Origin of the sequence: Candidatus Thiodiazotropha sp. LNASS1 (genome assembly GCF_964212655.1) — a bacterium.
Lineage (GTDB): Bacteria > Pseudomonadota > Gammaproteobacteria > Chromatiales > Chromatiaceae > Thiodiazotropha.
Genome location: NZ_OZ156465.1, coordinates 1,096,301 through 1,116,261, shown reverse-complemented (window position 1 = coordinate 1,116,261; position 19,961 = coordinate 1,096,301). Strand labels below are relative to the sequence as shown.

21 protein-coding genes are annotated in these 19,961 nt (G+C 53.5%); 7 read left to right on the top strand and 14 right to left on the bottom strand.

Annotated features, from left to right (window positions below):
* Positions 1-5 precede the first annotated feature (5 nt).
* On the bottom strand, positions 6-1,001 hold the full coding sequence (locus tag AB8516_RS04865) for an AAA family ATPase (protein ID WP_369158614.1): 996 nt from the start codon (positions 999-1,001) through the stop codon (positions 6-8).
* A gap of 294 nt (positions 1,002-1,295) precedes the next feature.
* Here AB8516_RS04865 and icd point away from each other — a divergent pair, with 294 nt between their 5' ends.
* Positions 1,296-2,552 (top strand): NADP-dependent isocitrate dehydrogenase, encoded by a 1,257-nt coding sequence (gene icd / locus AB8516_RS04860; RefSeq protein WP_369158612.1) that lies wholly within the window; start codon positions 1,296-1,298, stop codon positions 2,550-2,552.
* 64 nt (positions 2,553-2,616) lie between these two features.
* On the opposite strand, the gene AB8516_RS04855 is transcribed toward icd, so the two are convergent.
* Together AB8516_RS04855 and AB8516_RS04850 are read right to left on the bottom strand one after the other, a co-directional pair.
* Positions 2,617-3,666 (bottom strand): DUF3549 family protein, encoded by a 1,050-nt coding sequence (locus AB8516_RS04855; protein ID WP_369158610.1) that lies wholly within the window; start codon positions 3,664-3,666, stop codon positions 2,617-2,619.
* Positions 3,667-3,892: 226 nt separating this feature from the next.
* Positions 3,893-4,333, bottom strand: coding sequence for a YcgN family cysteine cluster protein (locus AB8516_RS04850; RefSeq protein WP_369158608.1), 441 nt, complete (start codon positions 4,331-4,333; stop codon positions 3,893-3,895).
* Positions 4,334-4,777: 444 nt separating this feature from the next.
* Between AB8516_RS04850 and AB8516_RS04845 the strand changes: the two genes are divergently transcribed.
* The 6 genes from AB8516_RS04845 (at position 4,778) to AB8516_RS04820 (ending at position 9,077) form a co-directional block, all read left to right on the top strand.
* Positions 4,778-5,257 carry a methylated-DNA--[protein]-cysteine S-methyltransferase gene (locus AB8516_RS04845; RefSeq protein ID WP_369158606.1) on the top strand — a complete coding sequence of 160 codons (480 nt, stop codon included), beginning with the start codon at positions 4,778-4,780 and terminating at the stop codon, positions 5,255-5,257.
* Complete coding sequence (gene xerD / locus AB8516_RS04840) at positions 5,254-6,159, top strand: site-specific tyrosine recombinase XerD (RefSeq protein ID WP_369158604.1); 906 nt, start codon at positions 5,254-5,256, stop codon at positions 6,157-6,159. The genes AB8516_RS04845 and xerD overlap by 4 nt, the downstream gene beginning before the upstream one ends.
* Positions 6,160-6,246: 87 nt before the next feature.
* Positions 6,247-6,729 (top strand): YajQ family cyclic di-GMP-binding protein, encoded by a 483-nt coding sequence (locus tag AB8516_RS04835; RefSeq protein ID WP_369158602.1) that lies wholly within the window; start codon positions 6,247-6,249, stop codon positions 6,727-6,729.
* A gap of 6 nt (positions 6,730-6,735) precedes the next feature.
* Positions 6,736-7,509, top strand: coding sequence for a DsbC family protein (locus AB8516_RS04830; RefSeq protein ID WP_369158600.1), 774 nt, complete (start codon positions 6,736-6,738; stop codon positions 7,507-7,509).
* A gap of 92 nt (positions 7,510-7,601) precedes the next feature.
* Positions 7,602-8,354: a PP2C family serine/threonine-protein phosphatase gene (locus AB8516_RS04825; RefSeq protein WP_369158598.1), complete on the top strand. Its 753-nt coding sequence runs from the start codon at positions 7,602-7,604 to the stop codon at positions 8,352-8,354.
* A 27-nt stretch (positions 8,355-8,381) separates the two neighbouring features.
* A complete protein-coding gene (locus AB8516_RS04820) occupies positions 8,382-9,077 on the top strand; it encodes an FHA domain-containing protein (protein ID WP_369158596.1) in 696 nt (231 codons plus the stop codon).
* A 36-nt stretch (positions 9,078-9,113) separates the two neighbouring features.
* On the opposite strand, the gene AB8516_RS04815 is transcribed toward AB8516_RS04820, so the two are convergent.
* The 11 genes from AB8516_RS04815 to AB8516_RS04765 form a co-directional block, all read right to left on the bottom strand.
* Positions 9,114-9,548 carry a PilZ domain-containing protein gene (locus AB8516_RS04815; RefSeq protein WP_369158594.1) on the bottom strand — a complete coding sequence of 145 codons (435 nt, stop codon included), beginning with the start codon at positions 9,546-9,548 and terminating at the stop codon, positions 9,114-9,116.
* Between the two features lie 116 nt (positions 9,549-9,664).
* A complete protein-coding gene (locus tag AB8516_RS04810) occupies positions 9,665-9,874 on the bottom strand; it encodes a dodecin (RefSeq protein WP_369158593.1) in 210 nt (69 codons plus the stop codon).
* 246 nt (positions 9,875-10,120) lie between these two features.
* On the bottom strand, positions 10,121-12,694 hold the full coding sequence (gene mutS / locus AB8516_RS04805; RefSeq protein ID WP_369158592.1) for a DNA mismatch repair protein MutS: 2,574 nt from the start codon (positions 12,692-12,694) through the stop codon (positions 10,121-10,123).
* Positions 12,695-12,709: 15 nt separating this feature from the next.
* Positions 12,710-12,991 (bottom strand): cupin domain-containing protein, encoded by a 282-nt coding sequence (locus AB8516_RS04800; RefSeq protein ID WP_369158590.1) that lies wholly within the window; start codon positions 12,989-12,991, stop codon positions 12,710-12,712.
* A 178-nt stretch (positions 12,992-13,169) separates the two neighbouring features.
* On the bottom strand, positions 13,170-13,577 hold the full coding sequence (locus tag AB8516_RS04795; protein ID WP_369158588.1) for a hypothetical protein: 408 nt from the start codon (positions 13,575-13,577) through the stop codon (positions 13,170-13,172).
* Positions 13,522-14,151, bottom strand: a complete 630-nt coding sequence (locus AB8516_RS04790) for a transcriptional regulator (protein ID WP_369158586.1) — start codon at positions 14,149-14,151, stop codon at positions 13,522-13,524. Before AB8516_RS04790 ends, AB8516_RS04795 begins: the two co-directional genes overlap by 56 nt.
* A 129-nt stretch (positions 14,152-14,280) precedes the next feature.
* Positions 14,281-15,603, bottom strand: coding sequence for a reverse transcriptase family protein (locus AB8516_RS04785; protein ID WP_369158584.1), 1,323 nt, complete (start codon positions 15,601-15,603; stop codon positions 14,281-14,283).
* Between the two features lie 402 nt (positions 15,604-16,005).
* Positions 16,006-16,695, bottom strand: coding sequence for a hypothetical protein (locus AB8516_RS04780; RefSeq protein WP_369158582.1), 690 nt, complete (start codon positions 16,693-16,695; stop codon positions 16,006-16,008).
* Positions 16,692-17,213 carry a hypothetical protein gene (locus AB8516_RS04775; RefSeq protein ID WP_369158580.1) on the bottom strand — a complete coding sequence of 174 codons (522 nt, stop codon included), beginning with the start codon at positions 17,211-17,213 and terminating at the stop codon, positions 16,692-16,694. The genes AB8516_RS04780 and AB8516_RS04775 overlap by 4 nt, the downstream gene beginning before the upstream one ends.
* Positions 17,214-17,310: 97 nt before the next feature.
* Entirely contained in the window at positions 17,311-18,306 is a 996-nt protein-coding gene (locus AB8516_RS04770; protein WP_369158578.1) for a restriction endonuclease, read from the bottom strand.
* Positions 18,307-18,484: 178 nt separating this feature from the next.
* Positions 18,485-19,960 (bottom strand): N-6 DNA methylase, encoded by a 1,476-nt coding sequence (locus tag AB8516_RS04765; protein WP_369158576.1) that lies wholly within the window; start codon positions 19,958-19,960, stop codon positions 18,485-18,487.
* Between the last annotated feature and the right edge of the window lies 1 nt (position 19,961).

Below are 19,961 nucleotides of genomic sequence, written 5' to 3'. Positions count from 1 at the left end.
CCCAATTACTCCGCGAGTTCGAGAACAGTCTCCGTTGTATGGTTGTCACCCTTAATCTCCGGCATGGCGGGAACCGGTGTGGCATCGATGATCTCTTGCAGGAGATTCCTATCATTATCGTTATTGCTTCTCAACAACATGCGATGGGCCAGTACAGGCGCCACCAGTTCCTGAACCCGCAGTGGTGTGACAAAGCTTTCATCATTCAGCAATGCACTCGCCTGCGCCGCCTTCATCAGGGAAATGGAGCCGCGAGGACTGACGCCGAGACGGATCTTTTTATGTCTCCGGGTGGCGTGGATCAGTGCAGCAATATAATCGACGATCTTCTGATCGATCTGGACCTTGGTCACTGCATGCTGCAGTTTTTGCAGTGTCTCATCGTCGATCTTTGCTTCGATCCGGTCGAGAGGATCCTCGCCTCGGTTCATCTGCATGATGCGGGTCTCGTCCTGCAGTTTGGGATAGCCCAGGGAGACGCGCATGAAAAAACGATCCAGTTGTGCCTCAGGCAGGGGAAAAGTGCCACTGAATTCGATCGGATTCTGGGTCGCGATGACCATGAAAGTGGCGGGCAGTTTACGGGTCTTGCGGTCCACGGTGACCGTCCTCTCCGCCATCGCCTCGAGCAGGGCGGATTGTGTGCGTGGCGAGGTGCGATTGATCTCATCCGCCAACAGGATATTGGTGAACACCGGTCCGGGCAGGAAGCGGAATCCCTGCGCCTTCTGATCGAAAATAGTGATACCGGTGATATCCGCCGGCAGCAGATCCGGGGTGCATTGAATCCGCTTGAAGGTCAGGTCCAGACTCTTTGCCAGGGCCTTGGCCAGGGTGGTTTTACCCAGTCCGGGCAGATCCTCCAGCAACAGGTGTCCACGGCATAGCAGGCTGATCATCACCAGACGTAGGGTGTCCGGTTTGCCGATTATGGCTTTTTCCCATTCCACCAATAGTGATCGGAGCAGTTTACCCGCTGTTTTACGGTTGGAATCAGACATCAAACCTCCCTGTAACAATGTGAGGGGACTCAATCGGAATGGTCAATACCATAAATATTCTACAGAATTAGGTATTTATTAACCCGTTATAGCGTGCATTATCATGACTTCTTGAGCCGAATTATCTGTGTTAAAGGCGATAGGTCTGTAAACATTCACCGAAACACAGCTACAATTGCAACTTTTACCAGGGCGGATCGGATCAGTGTTAACCGGCCCTGAGCATACAATCGAGTGACCTGGTTTTCGGCTTTACGATAACTGGACTGTTTTTTCTAGACACAGGAAATATCCATGGCATATGACAAGATTGAGATCCCTTCTGCTGGGGAAAAGATTACCGTTGGCCCGAATGGGGTGCTGAATGTACCCGACAACCCCATCATTCCCTATATAGAGGGTGACGGCATAGGCGTGGATATCACTCCGGTGATGAAAAAAGTGATCGATGCCGCAGTGGAGAAGGCCTACGGCGGTAACAGGAAAATCGCCTGGATGGAGGTCTATGCCGGTGAGAAAGCGACCCATGTCTACGACAGCGATACCTGGTTGCCTCAGGAGACCCTGGATGCGGTGAAGGATTTTGTCGTCTCCATCAAGGGTCCTTTGACCACACCGGTGGGTGGTGGTATCCGATCCCTCAATGTGGCACTGCGCCAGCAGCTCGATCTCTACGTATGCCTGAGGCCGGTACGCTATTTCGATGGCACTCCCAGCCCGCTGAAAGAGCCCGAAAAGACCAACATGGTGATTTTTCGCGAGAACTCGGAAGACATCTATGCCGGTATAGAGTGGGAGTCCGGCAGCGATGAGGCAAAGCAGGTCATCGATTTTCTGCAGGAGAGCATGGGCGTCAGTAAAATCCGCTTTCCGGCCACGTCCGGTATCGGGGTAAAACCCGTCTCCAGCGACGGCACCAGGCGCCTGGTGCGCAAGGCGATCCAATACGCCATCGATAACGATCGCGACTCGGTGACCCTGGTGCACAAGGGCAATATCATGAAATTCACCGAAGGCGCCTTCAAAAACTGGGGCTACGAGTTAGCCAAGGATGAGTTCGGTGCGGTTGAGTTGGATGGCGGTCCCTGGTGCAGCTTCAAGAATCCCAAGAGCGGCGAGGAGATCATCGTCAAGGATGTGATCGCCGATGCTTTCCTGCAGCAGATCCTGTTGCGGCCCGCGGAATACAGTGTGATCGCCACCTTGAACCTGAATGGTGACTATATCTCCGATGCCCTGGCGGCCCAGGTGGGCGGTATCGGTATCGCACCGGGCGCCAACCTCTCGGATGACGTGGCCATGTTCGAGGCGACCCACGGCACCGCGCCGAAATATGCCGGGCAGGACAAGGTCAATCCCGGTTCGCTGATCCTCTCGGCCGAGATGATGTTGCGCCACATGGGTTGGTTCGAGGCAGCGGATTTGATCATCAACAGCCTGGGCAAGACGATTTCGGCAAAGACCGTTACCTACGACTTTGCAAGGTTGATGGACAATCCTCAGGAGCTGAGTTGTTCAGCGTTCGGCGATGCCATGATCGGTATGATGTAGTGAACTGATCCCGGTTATCGCAAGGATGCGGTAACCGGACGACCATCGCATTCACCGCCGTTCTCTACTCTCCTCTGATCTGACTGAAAAAAGTACCGATCACCTGACTCAGTCTCTCAGTACGGAGAGGATCGCGCAGGCTTGCCTGCATAGCCTGCCGGGTAGCGGGCAAATAGAGCAGGTCGCTTAAGATACCATTGAAGAATCCCTGGCCCTCCTCATTGTCCGCCAGCTGCTCAAGAAAACGATGGCGCATCGCGCTGTCTTCCAATGCCTCCCAGGCACGTCCTGCAATTGCCGCCAGCAGATCACTGCGGTGGGAGATGGAATGGTCGAGCAGCCGGTGAATGTAATCATCACGAATGGCTGTCTTGCTGCTCTGAGAAAGACCGCGCACAACAGCTGAGAGCACCTGTGGATTAGGCATATCCTGTTGTAGGTTTGACAGGCCCCTTTGAGCCAGTGCGTTAGCGATAGTCTGTGGTATGACCTCGTTTTCGAGGCAGTGGCACAACGCCTCCAGGGGGGAGGGTGGCAGGGATGGAATCGATTTGGCGATACGCTGGGTATTGCCTTGCTGATCGAAACGGGCGGCGAGATCGGCAATTCCCTGATAGCCGATGAATGACCACTGTTCCCACCCCAAATCACCGTCGAAATAGGCTTTGGCATGGTCGTAGAAGCGTGACACCGGTTTATTCAGATTGCGGGTCAGGCGTGCATGAAATATGGCCAGACGTTCCTGCTTGGGCTGAAAGGCATACGGGTTGTCCTGTAGCGCAGTCTCCATGCCGTCCGTATCGGGTTTGCTCCCCAAGCTCTCTACCAGGTGATGCATGAAGTCATCCCTGGCGGACAATGACAGCTTACCCTGTTCATCCAGCGGAAAGCGGATAAACCAGATCATGGGATCAATCTGTCGCTGAGCCGGATCGGCCAGGGTCAGGGCAAACCACGCCTGTTGTTGCAGCGGTAACGGGTAGGGGATCTCAGCATTTTCGAATGCAACGAATTGCTCCCTGGGAAGGCTACTGACCCGCCGACCCATATCTGAAAAATCCAGGGAGAGTCCGCCGGATTCAATGAATTCAGTCAGAGTGGCGATGGTGTTCATAAATACATGCCTAGATTAATCTGCAGGTTCTAAAGGGGTAGTACATCTGCTTAAAGAACAGTCAGTTAGCCGCAAATGAACGCAAACAACCGCAAAGTTGACGCAAATATTGAAAACAGGGACTTATAGATGGATTGTATCTTCTTAACTCAGTCATCATCGGCCACATCAACTAAATTCTATTTGCGCATACTTGGAGGTTATTTGCGTTCATTTGCGGCAATCACTATATCCAATCGACCAGGTGATGCTCCCAGTCGTCAGCTGCCGATTCCTTGATGACTTTGCCGCGGATGGAGTGGCCTGCATGTTCCACGCTCTCGGGATCTCCGGTTATCAATGGATGCCAGTCGGGAAGCTGTTTTCCCTCCGCCAACAGGCGGTAGGCGCACGTCTGGGGTAACCAGTAGGGGTCATTCAGGTCTTCCGGTGTCAGGGTGACGCAATTGGGCACCAATTTAGAACGCTGGGCATAGTGAGTGCAGCGGCAGTTTTCGAGATCGAGCAGATCACATACGATATTGGTGTTGAAAATCTCCCTTGTCTCCTCGTCCTCCAGTTTCTGCAGGCAGCATTTCCCGCAGCCATCGCAGAGAGACTCCCACATTTCGCGGGACATCGCTTCAAGTGGCGTGGTAATCCAGAATGGGGATTCGGTAAGGACCATTATGGGATAATATCACTATAAGTGAGGCAAGTAGCATGGTGTTCAGGTGCTGCGATTCTGCAAAGTGCGGGTACCTGGCATATCCGAGTGACAGGCTTTCTTAAGATCATGTATGCAGGCAACTGTCAATGGCTTTTATGCACAATCCGGATCACTCTGAATAAGAGATTGATAGCTTAAGGGGAACTCCTGTGACGTTACGTTCGAAATAATCAGTAATCTATTGAAATATAATGTAATTAATGAATTGTACAGAAATTACACAATTTAAAAAGAGGGTAACAGGATCAAGGGCTGCAGCTCGGTACCTTCAGTTTACTCACAAAGTTATCCACAAGTTCTGTGGACATAATCAAGGGTAGAGTTGAGCATACGCCTCGAGACTTCGTCACAGCAGTTATGGTTATTGAATATTCAGTCTATCGTATGCGTGGAGCAAACATCATGAGCGGAACGACCCAATCCTATCAGGCAGTGGTGAATTTCCCGTTTGCACCGGTTGGCATCATCCTCTCAAAGGGTAGACTGAAAGCGCTCGAATACCTGCCTCGACCACAGCACGAGTACCGTAATAATGTATCCGGACTGAATGCCGTGATCGATGCCATTCAGGCCTATCTGGACGACCCAAAGAGAGCGTTCGATCTGGGACTCCTACTCGAAGGTACGCCATTTCAGTGTCGTGTCTGGCAGGCGCTGCAGGAGATACCCTCCGGTTCAACCCTGACCTATGGAGAGCTGGCGCGACAGATCGGCAGTGGCGCCAGGGCCGTGGGCAATGCCTGTCGCGACAATCCCTGTCCATTGATTGTGCCATGCCACCGGGTTGTCGGTAAGGCGGGCCTGGGAGGGTTTGCCGGTGAGCGGGGTGGTGAGAAGCTGGAAATCAAGCGCTGGTTGTTGAAACATGAAGGTGCCCTGTGAAAGGGGGCAGTGAGGATGCTGCGCTCATCGAATCGTTTTCCGATGCCCTATGGATGGAGCGAGGGCTAAGCCGCAACACACTTTCAGCCTACCAGTCCGATTTAGGCAAAGTCGCTGACTGGTTGCACAACAACAGGGGTTATGGATTGCTCCAGGCCAAACGGGCCGACCTGCAATCCTATTTGGCGCACTTGGTAAAACAGGGCAGGAAGCCACGCTCCACTGCGCGCCTGCTCTCCTGTGTTCGACAGTTCTATCAATTCAGTTTGCGGGAAGGCTGGTTGAGTGCCGATCCCAGTGTTCGTATCGATTCCCCCAAGCTCGGCAGACCGTTACCGAAATCACTCTCCGAAGGAGAGGTTGAGGCGCTGCTGAATGCCCCTGATATAGACGATGCGGAGGGTATGCGGGACCGAACCATGCTGGAAGTGCTCTATGCAGCGGGATTGCGGGTTTCGGAATTGGTTGATCTGCGACCGGAGCAGGTGAATCTGTCCCAGGGGGTGATGCGTATCCTGGGGAAAGGCGGCAAGGAGCGGCTGGTGCCGATGGGTGATGAAGCTCAGGGCTGGCTTGAACGCTTCTATTCCGGTGCCCGGATTGAGCTCCTGGGCGAGAGGGTCTGTTCCCATCTGTTTCCGACCCGGCGTGGCCAGGGTATGACCAGGCAGGCTTTCTGGTACCGGATCAAAAAGCATGCGGCAATCGCGGGTATCACTCATTCCATCTCGCCCCATACCCTGCGGCACGCCTTTGCCACCCATCTGTTGAACCACGGCGCTGATCTGCGCGTAGTACAACTGCTGTTGGGACACAGTGACTTGTCCACCACTCAAATCTACACCCATGTGGCACGGGAGCGGCTGAAACAACTGCACGCCACTCACCATCCCCGGGGTTGAGTGGTCAAGTTACAGATAGCAACGCATGTGAGTGGGGCCAGGTTATGGTAAAGTCCCATCCCAGTGTTTATGTGAGCAGGAGCCTATATGCCATCGTTCGATATCGTCTCTGAAGTGGATCTTCAGGAGGTCAGAAATGCAGTCGATCAGGCCAACCGGGAGATCGGGACACGATTCGATTTCAAAGGTGTCGATGCCGCTTTCGAGCAGAATGAGAACGAGATCCTATTACGTGCGGAGCAGGAGTTCCAACTCAATCAGATGATGGATATTCTGCGCCAGAAACTGGTCAAACGTAAGGTTGATATCGCTGCGATGGATATTAAAGATGCCGAGACAAGCCTGCATAATGCGAGACAGCGTGTGGTTGTCAGACAAGGTATCGAGAGCGATTTGGCAAAAAAGATGGTCAAACAGATCAAGGGCGGCAAACTGAAAGTGCAGGCCCAGATCCAGGGTGAGCAGATCCGTGTGACAGGGAAAAAGCGGGACGATCTGCAGCAGGCTATCGCGCTTATTCGGGATGTCGACTACGGTCTTCCTCTGCAATTTCAAAATTTTCGGGACTAATCATCTATGAAACGAACATATCAAGCTGCCCTGCGCAGGGGTTTAATGTTACTGCCGATAGCCACCCTGTTCACTGTCGGACCCGTCATGGGAGAGCCTACCAAGCAAAACGCTGAGATCCAGAAGGTACGCGAAGGGGTCAACAAAATACTCAAGCGGGGTAATATCTCCAGTGTCGCCCCCTCGAAGATCAACGGCCTGTATGAGGTCATGGTGGGTCCGCAACTCTATTACGTATCCGCTGACGGCAGGTATCTTTTGAGTGGAAACATGTACGATATCGAAACCCGGGAGGATTTGACCACACCGAAGGTTTCCCATGCCAAAGCTGAAGCGATCGAGGCGGTGGGTGAAGCCAATATGGTGGTTTTCGCGCCGGAAAAGACCAAGCACACCGTCACCATATTCACCGATATAGATTGTGGCTATTGCCAGAAGCTGCATAGTGAAATAAAAGACTATAATGACCTGGGTATCAGTGTGCGCTACCTGATGTTTCCCAGGGCCGGCATTGGCAGTGAATCCTTCGATAAGGCGATAACCGTATTGTGTTCCGACGATCGTAACGATGCCATGACCCGTTCCAAGGCGGGTGAGAAGCTGGCTAAAAAAGTGTGCGACAATCCGGTCGAACAGCACTGGGCCCTCGGTAAGAGCCTGGGGGTGAACGGAACACCGGCCATATTCCTGAAAAGCGGAGATTTGCTGCCCGGCTATATTCCCGCACAACGCCTGAGTGCTATTTTACAGGAGTTGGAGAAGAATCAGTCTCAGAAGTGATAATGAAAGCTGTTGTTTCCCGGTTCGTTTCGGGAATCAATGTGCAATGTAAGTTAATCTAAGGATCTGTACTGTTCACTTCAGGAGTTAGCTTGAAATTTGATGTGGCAATGCGTACCGATAAAGGGGTGGTACGGGAGCATAATGAGGATGCCATCGGTGGTGATCCTGATGCCGGGTTTATGATACTCGCTGACGGTATGGGCGGCGCCAACGCCGGTGAGGTCGCCAGCAGCCTGTCGGTCGAGATGCTGACGAGTCAGTTGGCCGGTTCCAGTGAAGCCGGTTATGCGGAAACAGGGCGGGAGCGACTGCTGAATGCCATCCAGGATGTGAATCATGCAATACAAGAGCTCTCGCAGCAGGTGCCGGAGTATCAGGGCATGGGAACGACCCTGGTGGTCGGGCTATTCACCGAGCATAGCCTGCTATACGCCCATGTAGGGGATTCCAGGCTCTATCGCCTGCGGGACGGTCTGTTTGAGCAGATGACCACGGACCATACAATCATCCAGGAGATGGTCAACCTTGGGGATTTCGCCAGTTTTGAGCAGGCACTCATGGCAGGTGTGCCAACCAACGTATTGTCACGGGCAGTAGGCTCAGAAGAGATAGTGGATATCGACCTGAGCGAGACGGAGATCGATAATGGTGATCTCTATCTCTTTTGCTCCGATGGTCTCACAGGTATGGTGACGGATGATGAAATCCAAAGTATCCTAGAAAATATTAATCTCGATCTTATGCAGCAGGCCGATGAGCTTGTCGAATTTGCCTGCAGGATGGGGGGCGTGGATAACATCTCTGTTATTCTGGTTCGCGCCATGGCGAATGATAGTAATTAAATTTAAGGTACCTGGGTAGAGAGCTATATGGAAAAACTCGTTGTTATGGGTGATGATGAGTCACCGCAAGAGTTTCCACTTGTCGGCAAACGCATGTTGATCGGACGTGACGAGAGCTGCGAAGTCTGTCTTAAGGATCGTTCAGTCAGCCGCCACCATGCCACGCTAATAAAAGTCTTCAGTGGATATTCCATTGAGGATGAACAGAGCACCAACGGCACTCGGGTCAATGGCAACACCGTTACAAAGCGTTTCCTGAAACACGGTGACCTGATCGAGGTCGGCAAATACCATCTTCGCTTTATCACCCAGGCGCCACCCCAAGATATGGATGATCCCGATAGGACAGTGGTATTGCGTCCGCGAGCGCCCAAACTTGTTCAGCCATCATCACCCGAGGTTGCAGGAGTTCAACCGGCCGATGCGGAATCGAGTACACAACCGGATATTGAGACGCCTGTTAAGGATAGGCCCAGGGTGCGTTTCCTTGACGGTGAAAATAAGGGCAAGGTGAAAGTGGTCGATAGGGCCTTTTTCAGTGTGGGCAACCCCGGTGGTGATCTGGTGCTGATAAATCAGCGTCAATCGGGATTCTTTCTGCTCAAAGTTGGCGGCGATAATCCGCCAATGATCAATGGTGAGCCCATCAAAGCGGGTGGCGTGGAACTGCACGACGGCGACCGCATCGACCTGGGTGATCTATCCCTGGAGTTTCTTAATTAAGATATCAAGCCGAGTGTGCCGCATTCCTGGCGATATCTATACAGCACGGTTGCCGTGCTTGTAGTTGCTGTCCAATAGTGATGTCAGTCGCATGCAGGCTGCAAAACTGGCGGTGTCTTCAAGTATGCCGTGCATGATCACACCTTCCAGCAGATCCTTGCCATCCCATTTCGGATGGATCAAATCGGTCAGGAACTGACTCTCGTGAGGCGTTAGCTGATCGAAGGCGAGTCCACAACCCGGGTTGTCGACTCGGATGACTTTTGCCGACAACTCCTGACTTTCATGCTGCCCCGGTCTCTTGATGGAGACCCGGTAACCATCATTTACCTTGGCTGTGGCCAGGGATGTAGCATAGAAGCCCGTTTCGCTGAGATCCCTGACAATGCTTACCTGCTCGACACCCCCGGCCTTCGATGCCAGCATCACTTGAAGCGATGTTTTCGTTCTAGGGCTTCTGCGAGCGTCCATTGTCATGCCCCTGTCATGATTCAGTCACATTTAATGTAGGCGGACACTCGTTTGCTTTGTATGGGGAATAATCCCAATATTGATCAGGGTTTTACCGAGTGCTCAGGAGATTGAGTTCAATCATTGAGCCGAAAACCGATATTGATGGTGACCTGCCAATGGGCCACCTGGCCGTTATCGATATGACCGCGGGTTTCCACAACCTCGAACCAGTTCATGTTGTCGATGGTCTCTCCCGCGCGCGCAATGGCATTACGGATGGCATCGTCACTGCTGGTCTGGGATGAACCCACCAGCTGGATCTTCTTGTAGACGTGATCGGGCATATAAAAAACCTCCGGTTTTTTTTAAAGTTGAGTTTTGAATTGTTGTGTGTGCTGTGTGCGCAATCGGTTTAATAAAATAGCTGGTTACCCGCCATTCTCAGTCACACTCTGTTGTACAGCAAATAAATATATTCGCGTTCATTTGCGGACATAACAATCATTCGCGAGTATTCGCGGCTTACCTATACAACTCACTATCAACATATACCCTCTACCTCAGGAAGAGGGGAGCACAACAATTCAAAATTATTCTTCAAGTTTCTGCTTTAACCGGTACAAGGCCTCCAGCGCCTCTCTCGGAGTCAGTTCGTCGGGATCGATTTCACGCAACTGCTGTTCAACTGCGGACGCTTCCGTACAGGGCGTTTCTGTGTCGAACAGGGGTAGCTGACTCTGCTGCTGTTCCGCATGGCGCTGGGCGCTGGCTTCCAACTCCAGCAGGCGCTGGCGCGCCCTGAGAATGACCGGCTTAGGCACCCCGGCCAGGGTGGCCACCTGTAGGCCATAGCTCTGGTTGGCCGGTCCCTCCCGCACCGCATGCAGAAAGACGATGGTATCGCCGTGCTCCACCGCATCCAGGTGCAGATTGCCGATGCCGGGATACTCCTCCGGCAGGGTGGTGAGTTCGAAGTAGTGGGTGGCGAAGAGGGTATAGGCGCGCAGACAGGTGGCCAGTTCAACCGCACAGGACCAGGCCAGGGAGAGCCCGTCGAAGGTGGAGGTGCCGCGGCCGATCTCATCCATCAGCACCAGGCTCTGGGCGGTGGCGTTGTGCAGGATGTTGGCGGTCTCCTCCATCTCCACCATGAAGGTGGAGCGTCCCCCTGCCAGATCGTCGGAGGCGCCGATGCGGGAGAAGATGCGGTCGATGGGCCCGATCCGCGCCGCGGCGGCGGGCACGAAGCTGCCGCTGTAGGCGAGCAGCACGATGAGGGCGATCTGGCGCATGAAGGTCGACTTGCCGCCCATGTTGGGGCCGGTGATGATCAGCATCCGCTGCTGGTCGTCGAAGGTAACGCTGTTGGCGACAAAGGGGTCGCTGCTGACCTGTTCCACCACCGAGTGACGACCGTCGGTAATCTGCAGGCCAGGTTCCTCCACCATTTGCGGAGAGACCAGGTTGAGTTGCTGAGCCCGCTCCGCCAGGTTGCAGATTACATCCAGCTGGGCCAGTCCCTCGGCACACTGTTGCAGAGGCGTCAGCTCCCCGCAGAGCCGATCGAGCAGCTGATCATAGAGATACTTCTCCCGTGCCAGGGCGCGTTCACGGGCGCTCAGCACCTGATCCTCGAACTTCTTCAGCTCCGGTGTGATGAAGCGCTCCGCCCCCTTCAGGGTCTGGCGGCGGATATAGTCTTCAGGCGCCCTGTCGGACTGGCCACGGCTGATCTCGATGTAGTAGCCGTGGACCCGGTTGTAGCTCACCTTGAGGGTGGCTATGCCGGTGCGCTCGCGCTCGCGACTCTCCAGGTCGAGTAGAAACTGGTCGGCGTTCTGGGAGAGGGCACGCAGTTCATCCAGTTCCGCGTCATACCCCTCGGCGATGACCCCGCCGTCGCGGATCAGCATCGGCGGTTGATCTATGATGGCGCCCCGCAGCAGTTGCTGGGTTGCGGGATGTTCACCGATCTGTCGTGCCAGCGCGGGCGACAGGGGGCTGTCGAGTTGCGCCAGCAGGGGTTGGAGCTGGGGCAGGGCGCCGAGGGCCTCCCGCAGGGTGGACAGATCCCGCGGACGGGCGCTCTTCAAGGCCACCCGGGCGAGAATGCGTTCGATATCGCCGATCCCCTGCAGAATCTCCCGCAGTTCATGGTAGAGGCGGGAGGCGAGCAGGGCCTCGATGGTGGCATGGCGCTCAGCCACCGCCTCCCTGTGTCTCAGGGGCTGGCTGATCCAGCGCCGCAGCATGCGGCTGCCCATGGCGGTGACGGTGCGGTCCATGATCCCCGCCAGGGTATGTTGCGGCTGATTGGAGAGGGAGTGGACCAGTTCCAGATTGCGTCGGGTCGCCGCATCGATGATCACGCTCTGATCCCGATGCTCCACCCGCATGCCGCGAATGTGGGGCAGGGCGCCGAACTGGGTCTCCTCCACATACTGCAACAGGCAGCCGGCGGCGGCCACGGCCAGGGGCTGCTCCTGACAGCCGAATCCGCCCAGGTCACGGGTGCCGAACTGCTTGCACAACAGCCTCTGCGCGGAGTCGAGATCGTAGTGCCAGGCGGGGCGCCTGGTTACGCCATTGCGTAGTGCGAGGGTCTCAGGCAGGGAGGAATCCTCATCCAGCAGGATCTCCGCCGGGCTGAGTCGCTCCAGTTCACCGCTCAGGGACTCCAGGCCGCTGAGTTGCTGAATGGTAAAGCGGCCACTGGCCAGGTCCAGGGCCGCTAGGCCGTAATCATCCCCTTCGTTGATCGCCAGCAAAAGGTTTTCCCGCCGCTCTTCCAACAGCGCCTCGTCGGTGAGGGTGCCCGGGGTGACGATGCGCACCACCTTGCGTTCCACCGGTCCCTTGCTGGTGGCCGGATCGCCGATCTGCTCGCAGATCGCCACCGACTCCCCCTGTTTGACCAGGCGCGCCAGGTAGCCTTCGGCAGCATGGTAGGGAACACCGGCCATGGGGATCGGCTTGCCCGCCGACTGACCCCGCTTGGTCAGGGTGATATCGAGCAGCCGCGCCGCCTTCTCCGCATCGGCAAAAAAGAGTTCATAGAAATCCCCCATGCGGTAGAAGACCAGCATATCGGGATGCTCCCCCTTGATGCGCAGGTACTGCTGCATCATAGGGGTGTGCTGCTGGGATTTTGCGGCTTTGGTCATCAGGCAGGACGACAACTATTCAAAGGTGTAGTGTTTTTCCACGTCTTTGGTGATCTCCCAGGTGCACTTCATGCCCGCGGGGAAGGTGATCAGATCACCACGGCCGAACTCCTGGGGCTCCCCACCCTCCGGGGTGACGATGAACTTGCCGCGCAGGATGTAGCAGATCTCGGTCTGGCTATACTCCCAATCGAACTTCGAGACCTCCTTCTCCCAGATCGGCCAGTCGTAGACCCCCTGGATCTCCAGCTTCATGGCGGAGGGGCGGTGTTCGCAGAGAATTTTCAGTTCAGTCATGTTATCCGTTTCGTGCTTGCTTTAATGAGAAACCGCCACCCGTAGTGCGGCCGTGGATCAGACGGCAGAGTTTACCGCGAATGGGGGGAGGAGGTTAACCCGGGATTTAGCGGTGCGCCAAGGCGCACCCTACGGGGTTCACAATATAGCGTGGGGTGCGGCTTGCCGCACCGTCCTGCTATAAATTTATCGACCTGACTGATTTCAACAGGGATTGTGTATTGGCGATCAACTCAAGCAACAAAGCCTCGTCTTGCTCAAGATAGCCCCCGTATTCGGCGCGATTGCGTCTGTCATGGCAAAGAGAGAAGGTCCTGATCCGGCTTTTTCTGAGATTGCAAGTATGGGCAAGACACTGAAAAACCAGATAACGCTTATCCGAGCGATAACCAGCGGATCTTAATGCGGCCAGCGCCAATGCATGGGCGGCGTTATAGGCCAAATCGAATCGGCTGGCATAGGAAAGGTCGGTATTCTCCGCATCGTTGAGACGATCGATGGCCGTTTGCAATAATCCATCAAACTCACGCTTATCTGGTGGTTCCTTTTGCAGTGCCTTGCTTTTGTAGAGGTTCTCCAAAGTCATTGATTACTCCTTTAATCATCAGTTTGGGTTGTTTCATAACCCGTTCCAAAAAGCTGCTTCCCTGCTGCAACCTCGAATTGAACTCAGAGAGGGTATAGATCGTCGGATTGATTGTTCGTTGTAGTGAAGACTCCACCGGTAACAGTAGCTCGACGATATCGCTATAGGTCAGGTCACCCACCAACATCAGATCCAGATCGCTGGTTTGCGAGTCTTCCAGTTTGGCGATTGATCCATACACGAATGCCACATCGATATGAGCCTCCTGTGACCTCAATGCCTGCCGAATCACATCCGCTACACCAAAGGTTTTTCTGACGATATTCAGCAGGTCTGGATAGATCGGATTATCGGCATTGGCTTGATAGTGAAGCTGATTGCCCGTTCGCGATGAAACAAGCAAGCCCGCAGCTGTCATCCGCTCCAATTCACGGCGCACGGTCCCGCGTCCCATATCAGCCCAGCGGACTATTTCATTGGCGTAGAAACTCTTGTCAGGTGTGCCGTATAGCAGGCTGAGAACCCTTTGCTGGGTTTTGGTGAATAAGGCGTCGCCGATTGAGGAGGGTTGCATCTGAATTCCTATAAAAGACCTATAATGGGTACTATAGGACCTAAATTGAGTCGTATCAAGCTGGGGAGCACTCTCGTTCCCATGCTTCGCGTGGGTATGCAAACCCCAGCATCACAACTCAGTTCTCATTTACTCTAACCATTGGATGCGTTTCCATAACTGTCTCAATCGCTTACCTTTTTCAGGATTAAGCCAAACAGCATAGGCAACCCGTCCGCTCAGGTGGGCCTTAAAATCGTCAACACCCTCACGGTTCTGACTCTCGGGTCCCCAACGCACACAGTTGTGGAGTATCGCCTTCAACCGATCGAACTCCTCCCGGGGCAGGTTGGGCCTTTGGTTGATCACCATACCCCCCAGGCGTTGGGATTGTGCCTGGGTCTGAACTCGCGTCTTGCGATGGTTGATCTCGAATCCCTCTTCAATGGCGATGGCGCCGATCAGTCCTTTCAGGAACGGCGCCAGTCTCAACAGTTCCCTATTGCCGGAAAAGGCGAGGTCATCCGCGTAACGGGTGTAGTTGAGGGAGAAACGGTTGGCGACACCCTGTAGACGGCAGTCGAATCGAAATGCAGCAAGATTGGCGAGAGTGGGTGAGGTGGGGGCGCCCTGGGGGAGGTGTTTGTCCCTGAGCCGTTTCTGCATCGCCCATGGAAGCCTATGAAAGGTATTGCCGGCAAGCGATGGAGAGCTGGCATGGGTGGATAATCCCTGAAGCAGACGGGCGACGCTCCAGGGGTAACCGAGACGGTGAAACAGCGCACCGATGCGGGAAACTGGAACCGTGTGAAAGAAGTCCTTTAGGTCCAACCGCAGGACAACCTCTTTGCCGAGATGGGGTTCGACAAAGTGCTTGATAGAGCGGCCGCGAACAAATCCCTGTGCGCAGGGATGGGGCGGTACCCGGTTGAGGATTTCCCTTAATATCTGGTGTTGAAGCATCTTGAGGCGGGTCTTGGGAATCTCGATCAGGCGAGGCGGGCCTGAACGCTTTTCGATCCACCGATAGCGGTAATGGTGCAATCTGGATTCCGTGACTTTGCACTGTCGCCGCTCGCGGTCGGCGAACCAGGCCAACTCATGATCGAACAGGCCGAGCCACTGCTGAAGATCCTTGACGGTCGACAGTGACGGCGGGGGAAAGGTGAGCAGTTTGTCAGGCGGTCTGCCCATGACAGGTGAATCGAGCAGAATAACCGGCTGCTCTTTCCGGTCCTGTCTCTCAAACCGCTGGTGCAGTTCATCGTCGGCATGAAGAAAGTTGACGAGTTGTTTATAAGAAGGAGGCTGCCCCTCATCGAAATGGAAAATCAAGCGTGCGGCCAAGCGCCCGGGATCGGGTGGACCGCCTTCAAGGGTGCGCTGCAGGCGATCGCATAGGGCGTGCTTGTCCCAGACACCGCCAAGAATGGAAAGCGTCAGCAAACGTAGATTGTTGTTGAAACAGGACAATCCATTCCCCAATCAGAAGGCTCGGATCGAAAGCCTCCGAGTATACCGTGTAACCAAGTGCGACCGGCCTCCGACCCTGCTCGTATGGCTGGTACCATCTTGCGTGAAGCGCAACGTGGTACCAGCAACGGAAATGTTGGCTATAACACTACCCCGGGGTAGCCCCGGAGTGTTCGGCGACCTTGGCATGCCATAGTCGCGGAACCGCTCGGAGCGCCGGCCGCAGGGACATGGTGGAAACAATGGATGCTGAAGTCAAGCCACACCATTGAGACGAGTGCAGGGTGCGGCTCGCCGCACCGTTATCCTTTAACGATCGCTTCAATCCTATCTATCACCAGACCAACACGTGCCTGGTCGGCCTGGTCTTCCAGCATATATTGTATCGGAAATTACGCAATTTCATGCCCAAGAACTCATGATATTTAAGCTGTTTTCGATTGCTTGTGCAGAATCCGAGTTGTTGAGCAATCCAGGCAGCACATTCAGAAAATCATCATTGAGCAACAACCTGGCCTGTTCAGCAAAATAGCTTTTCAGCTCATCCGGGCTGTCCATGAGTTCCAACAACAGCCCATTTCGGTTTTCCATTACAAAAACAATGTCCTCCAGGTCGTGGCTGAAGAAGTCGCCTTGTCCACGCCCGGTGAATGCCTCGAATTTGGTGGCAATGAAATATGCAGGGCTGACAACCCGAATTTCGGTGCCGTCAGGTAGAGAAGTTTCAGCTGCTTTATTGATTGCATCCTTGTACCAGCGGTTGGAAAATCCCAATATCTTTTCATCAACGGGCATCACATCAAGTTTGACCTTTCCAACACCTGAATCGAGTAGCCATCGACATATAGGACCTTCTTTGTCCTCGCGGAACCCCAGTTTACGTAGTTTTTGTGAGAATCTCTGATACTCAACCAATGTGGCAACATCGACAATGACATCTATGTCATCCGTTTTTCGAATGCCAAAATGTGCAGATTCATCGACCAGTAGAAGTGTTGTGCTTCCACCAACAAAAGTGACATGAGGCAATAAATCGCCTAATGCCTGTGCTACGGTGATTAACTGAAATAAATTAGCTTCCTTGCTCTTCATGACTTTCCTCTGATTAATTTATTTAATAGATCTCTGGCAATTGCCAACTCTCTGGGTTTGCCCCCTCTAATTGATTCCAATAAAGATAAAGCCTTATATAAATTTTCATCGCGACTGGCTGCAAATGGTACCGAATCATGAAAGGGTCTTATCAGCGCACCTTCGGAATTTCCCCCCGGCACTGGCCAGACCAGTGGTGGGTTTAGTGGAACCATTTCGCTTACAAGCAAAGGACAGTTCCATGAGGTGCTCATCCCTCTTCCATAACCGATACTCTCTTGTGGATATGCATAGCGGATGCCAAAGCAAAGCCATTCCAAGAGCCCACCCGACTCAACATGAATAGAACCGGATCGTTCAACGACCAGATGAGAAGCCATCAAACGTTTGGTCCCTTTGCTGACTTCACTCGCACTGATCCCGATCGCATCTGCGATGTTACGGACACTACTCTCCTGATAGTTTTGTTTAAGTGACCAGTATTTGAGTGCTAGTAATGTATCTTGGGGTTTGAGCACGATACGGAAATTCCTGTTTCGAAACAAGAAACACTTTAGATCGGGTAATGGGTCTTTGTCAAGGTATTACAGCTGCTATATAGCCTTGTCAGCAGTTTTAAACTGGCCAATAAACCTTCTTAAGTGGTACAAGTTGCTGTGTTTCGATATCTAACTGGTCGTAGTATTCAAGCAGAGCTTTTACAAGTTCATCAAGACTCATCAATGTCAGTGGTATATTGGCCCGTTCGGCTTCGTAATAGGCATCTTTGGTAAAGCCGCCGGTACTGACGTATAGACCTTTATCCGCGACGTGTCGACCACCGAGAAAGCTGCGAATCTCATGGGATCCCATAGATTGGCCGCGATGCTTCACCTCGACCACAATTCTCGGGCTCTCAAAGCCGAAGCCATCTGGGGAAGCGATAATGTCCTTACCGCGATCGGGTCCCAGGGGTGAAACCCTGGTTTTATAACCCATACCCCGCAATAAGCCTGCCACCAACTCCTGCAGCTCATCCCAACCGAGTGAGGCGACCTGGTCCTTGACACGCTCTATCGACTCTTCCTCAACCTTGCCCAAGTTAAGGCTTTGATCTTCATCAACAAGCAAGTCGGATTGGTCCGGTGTTCGGTCGCCTGTACCTCTGGCTAGAATCTCATCAATATGTTGATCAGGTACACGAAAAAGCGTGGAAATAGCACCCAGGCTGTTTTTTACTGAGGTGGCAAGGTTATCTCTCTCCACTTCTTTTAACCAATTGACTTCTCGAACATAGGGCGAGCCGGGTACACGATTGGGATCATAGATGCAATTGGAGGTAATCGTTCCTACAAGATATATTCGACGGCCAGGGTCGTAGGTGATGACAAAATCCTCAACGCCTATTTCGTGCTGAAATCGATAAAGCATGCCGCCCCAGGCCGAGATTCGACCGGGCGGCCAGTTCGGATAAGCATTTTGTACCTTGGTGACGATCTCCTTTCTAGAGCGCGTGGCTGATAGATCCCCGGTTTCATCCAATCCCATGGCAATAATGGCACCTTCATGAAATAGGTCAAAATCACCACCGCCGCGTCCGGCTGCAATTTTCCACATGGGAGTTGATATCATTAAGAAATCTCCTCAGGATAGCTATCGTCCCCGCACGAGAACTTGGGAACGAAAGTTGAGAGCATCATTATCATTCTTTTTTTTTTGCCTCTTTGTGGGGTATTTTTTTCTCGTTCCCACGCTCCAGCGTGGGAATGCATACCGGTGAAAGGAGACAAGAAGCGCTCATGGCCCAACATCAACCAGCGCCATTGCCATTACCGTTAGCCAATATCTCCTCCACATTGCGAAACTCCTCCAGCGCCGCTTCGAGCTGTTCGACGATCTCCTGTGCCAGTACATCCGGGGGAGGGAGGTTTTCGGTATCCTCCAGCGACTCATCCTTCATCCAGAATATATCCAGATTGGTCTTGTCCCGTGCGATGAGTTCATCATAGGTAAAGGACTTCCAACGCTCTTTTTTCTTTGATTCACGGCGTCTGCTGCGGTCTTCGGCTTTGTAGCATTCGATGAACTCGGCGAAATCGTCGAAGGACAACTTGTTCTGCTTCAAAGTCTTATGCACATTTGTGCGGTAGTCGTAGACCCAGAGTTTTTTGGTCCAAGCGGTTTTGGAGGCGGGTTTGGCGTCGAAGAAGATGACGTTGGCCTTCACTCCTTGGGCGTAGAAGATGCCGGTGGGCAGGCGCAGCAGGGTGTGGAGGTCGGTGCGTTCGAGCAGGTTCTTGCGTACGGTTTCGCCGGCGCCGCCTTCGAAGAGGACGTTGTCCGGTACCACCACAGCGGCTTTTCCGTCGATCTTGAGCATATTGGCGATGTGTTGTACGAAGTTGAGTTGTTTGTTGGAGGTGGCGGCCCAAAAGTCCTCACGCTCATAGACCAACTTTTCCTGTTCATTTTTACCGGTCTTTTCGTTGATAACGGTAATGGAGCTCTTTTTACCAAAGGGCGGATTGGCCAGGACCATATCGACACGGTCATCCCCTACTTCTTTGGCCAGAGCATCATTGGCGGTAATCGGGCATTCATCGCCGCCGATACCGTGCAGGTATAAGTTCATGGCACATAAGCGCACCACGCTATCAACAATATCGTTACCGCGTAAGGCGTGTTCTTTGAGATGACGTTGTTCTTTTTTGGAGGTGGCGTGTTGGGCCATGTAATCGTGGGCGGCCAATAAAAAGCCGCCAGTACCACAGGCGGGATCAGCCACGGTGTCGGTGGGTTTGGGTTGCATCACCTCCACCATCGCCTGGATTAACGGGCGCGGAGTAAAGTATTGCCCGGCTCCGCCTTTCACATCCTGCGCATTGCGTTCCAATAAACCTTCGTAGATGTCGCCTTTCACATCCGCTGGCAAGGTAGACCACTGCTCCTTGTCGATCATCTTGATCAAGCGTTCCAGCTTGGCGGGGTCCTGGATTTTGTTTTGGGATTTGCGGAAGATGGTACCGAGTGTATTCCCCAGCTTACCCAATGCCTCCAGCGTATGACGGTACTGGTTTTCCAGGTCATCCCCGTCCAGTTTAACCAGTTTCGACCAGTTATACTTTTTGGGTACTTTAGTCTCCTGGCCTGCCTTTTCCCGCTCATCGGCCATCTTGAGGAAGATAAGGTAAGTTATCTGTTCCACGTAATCCCCATAGCCCACGCCATCATCACGTAATACGTGGGCGTAGTTCCAGACTTTGTTTACTATTTCTGATGCGCTCATA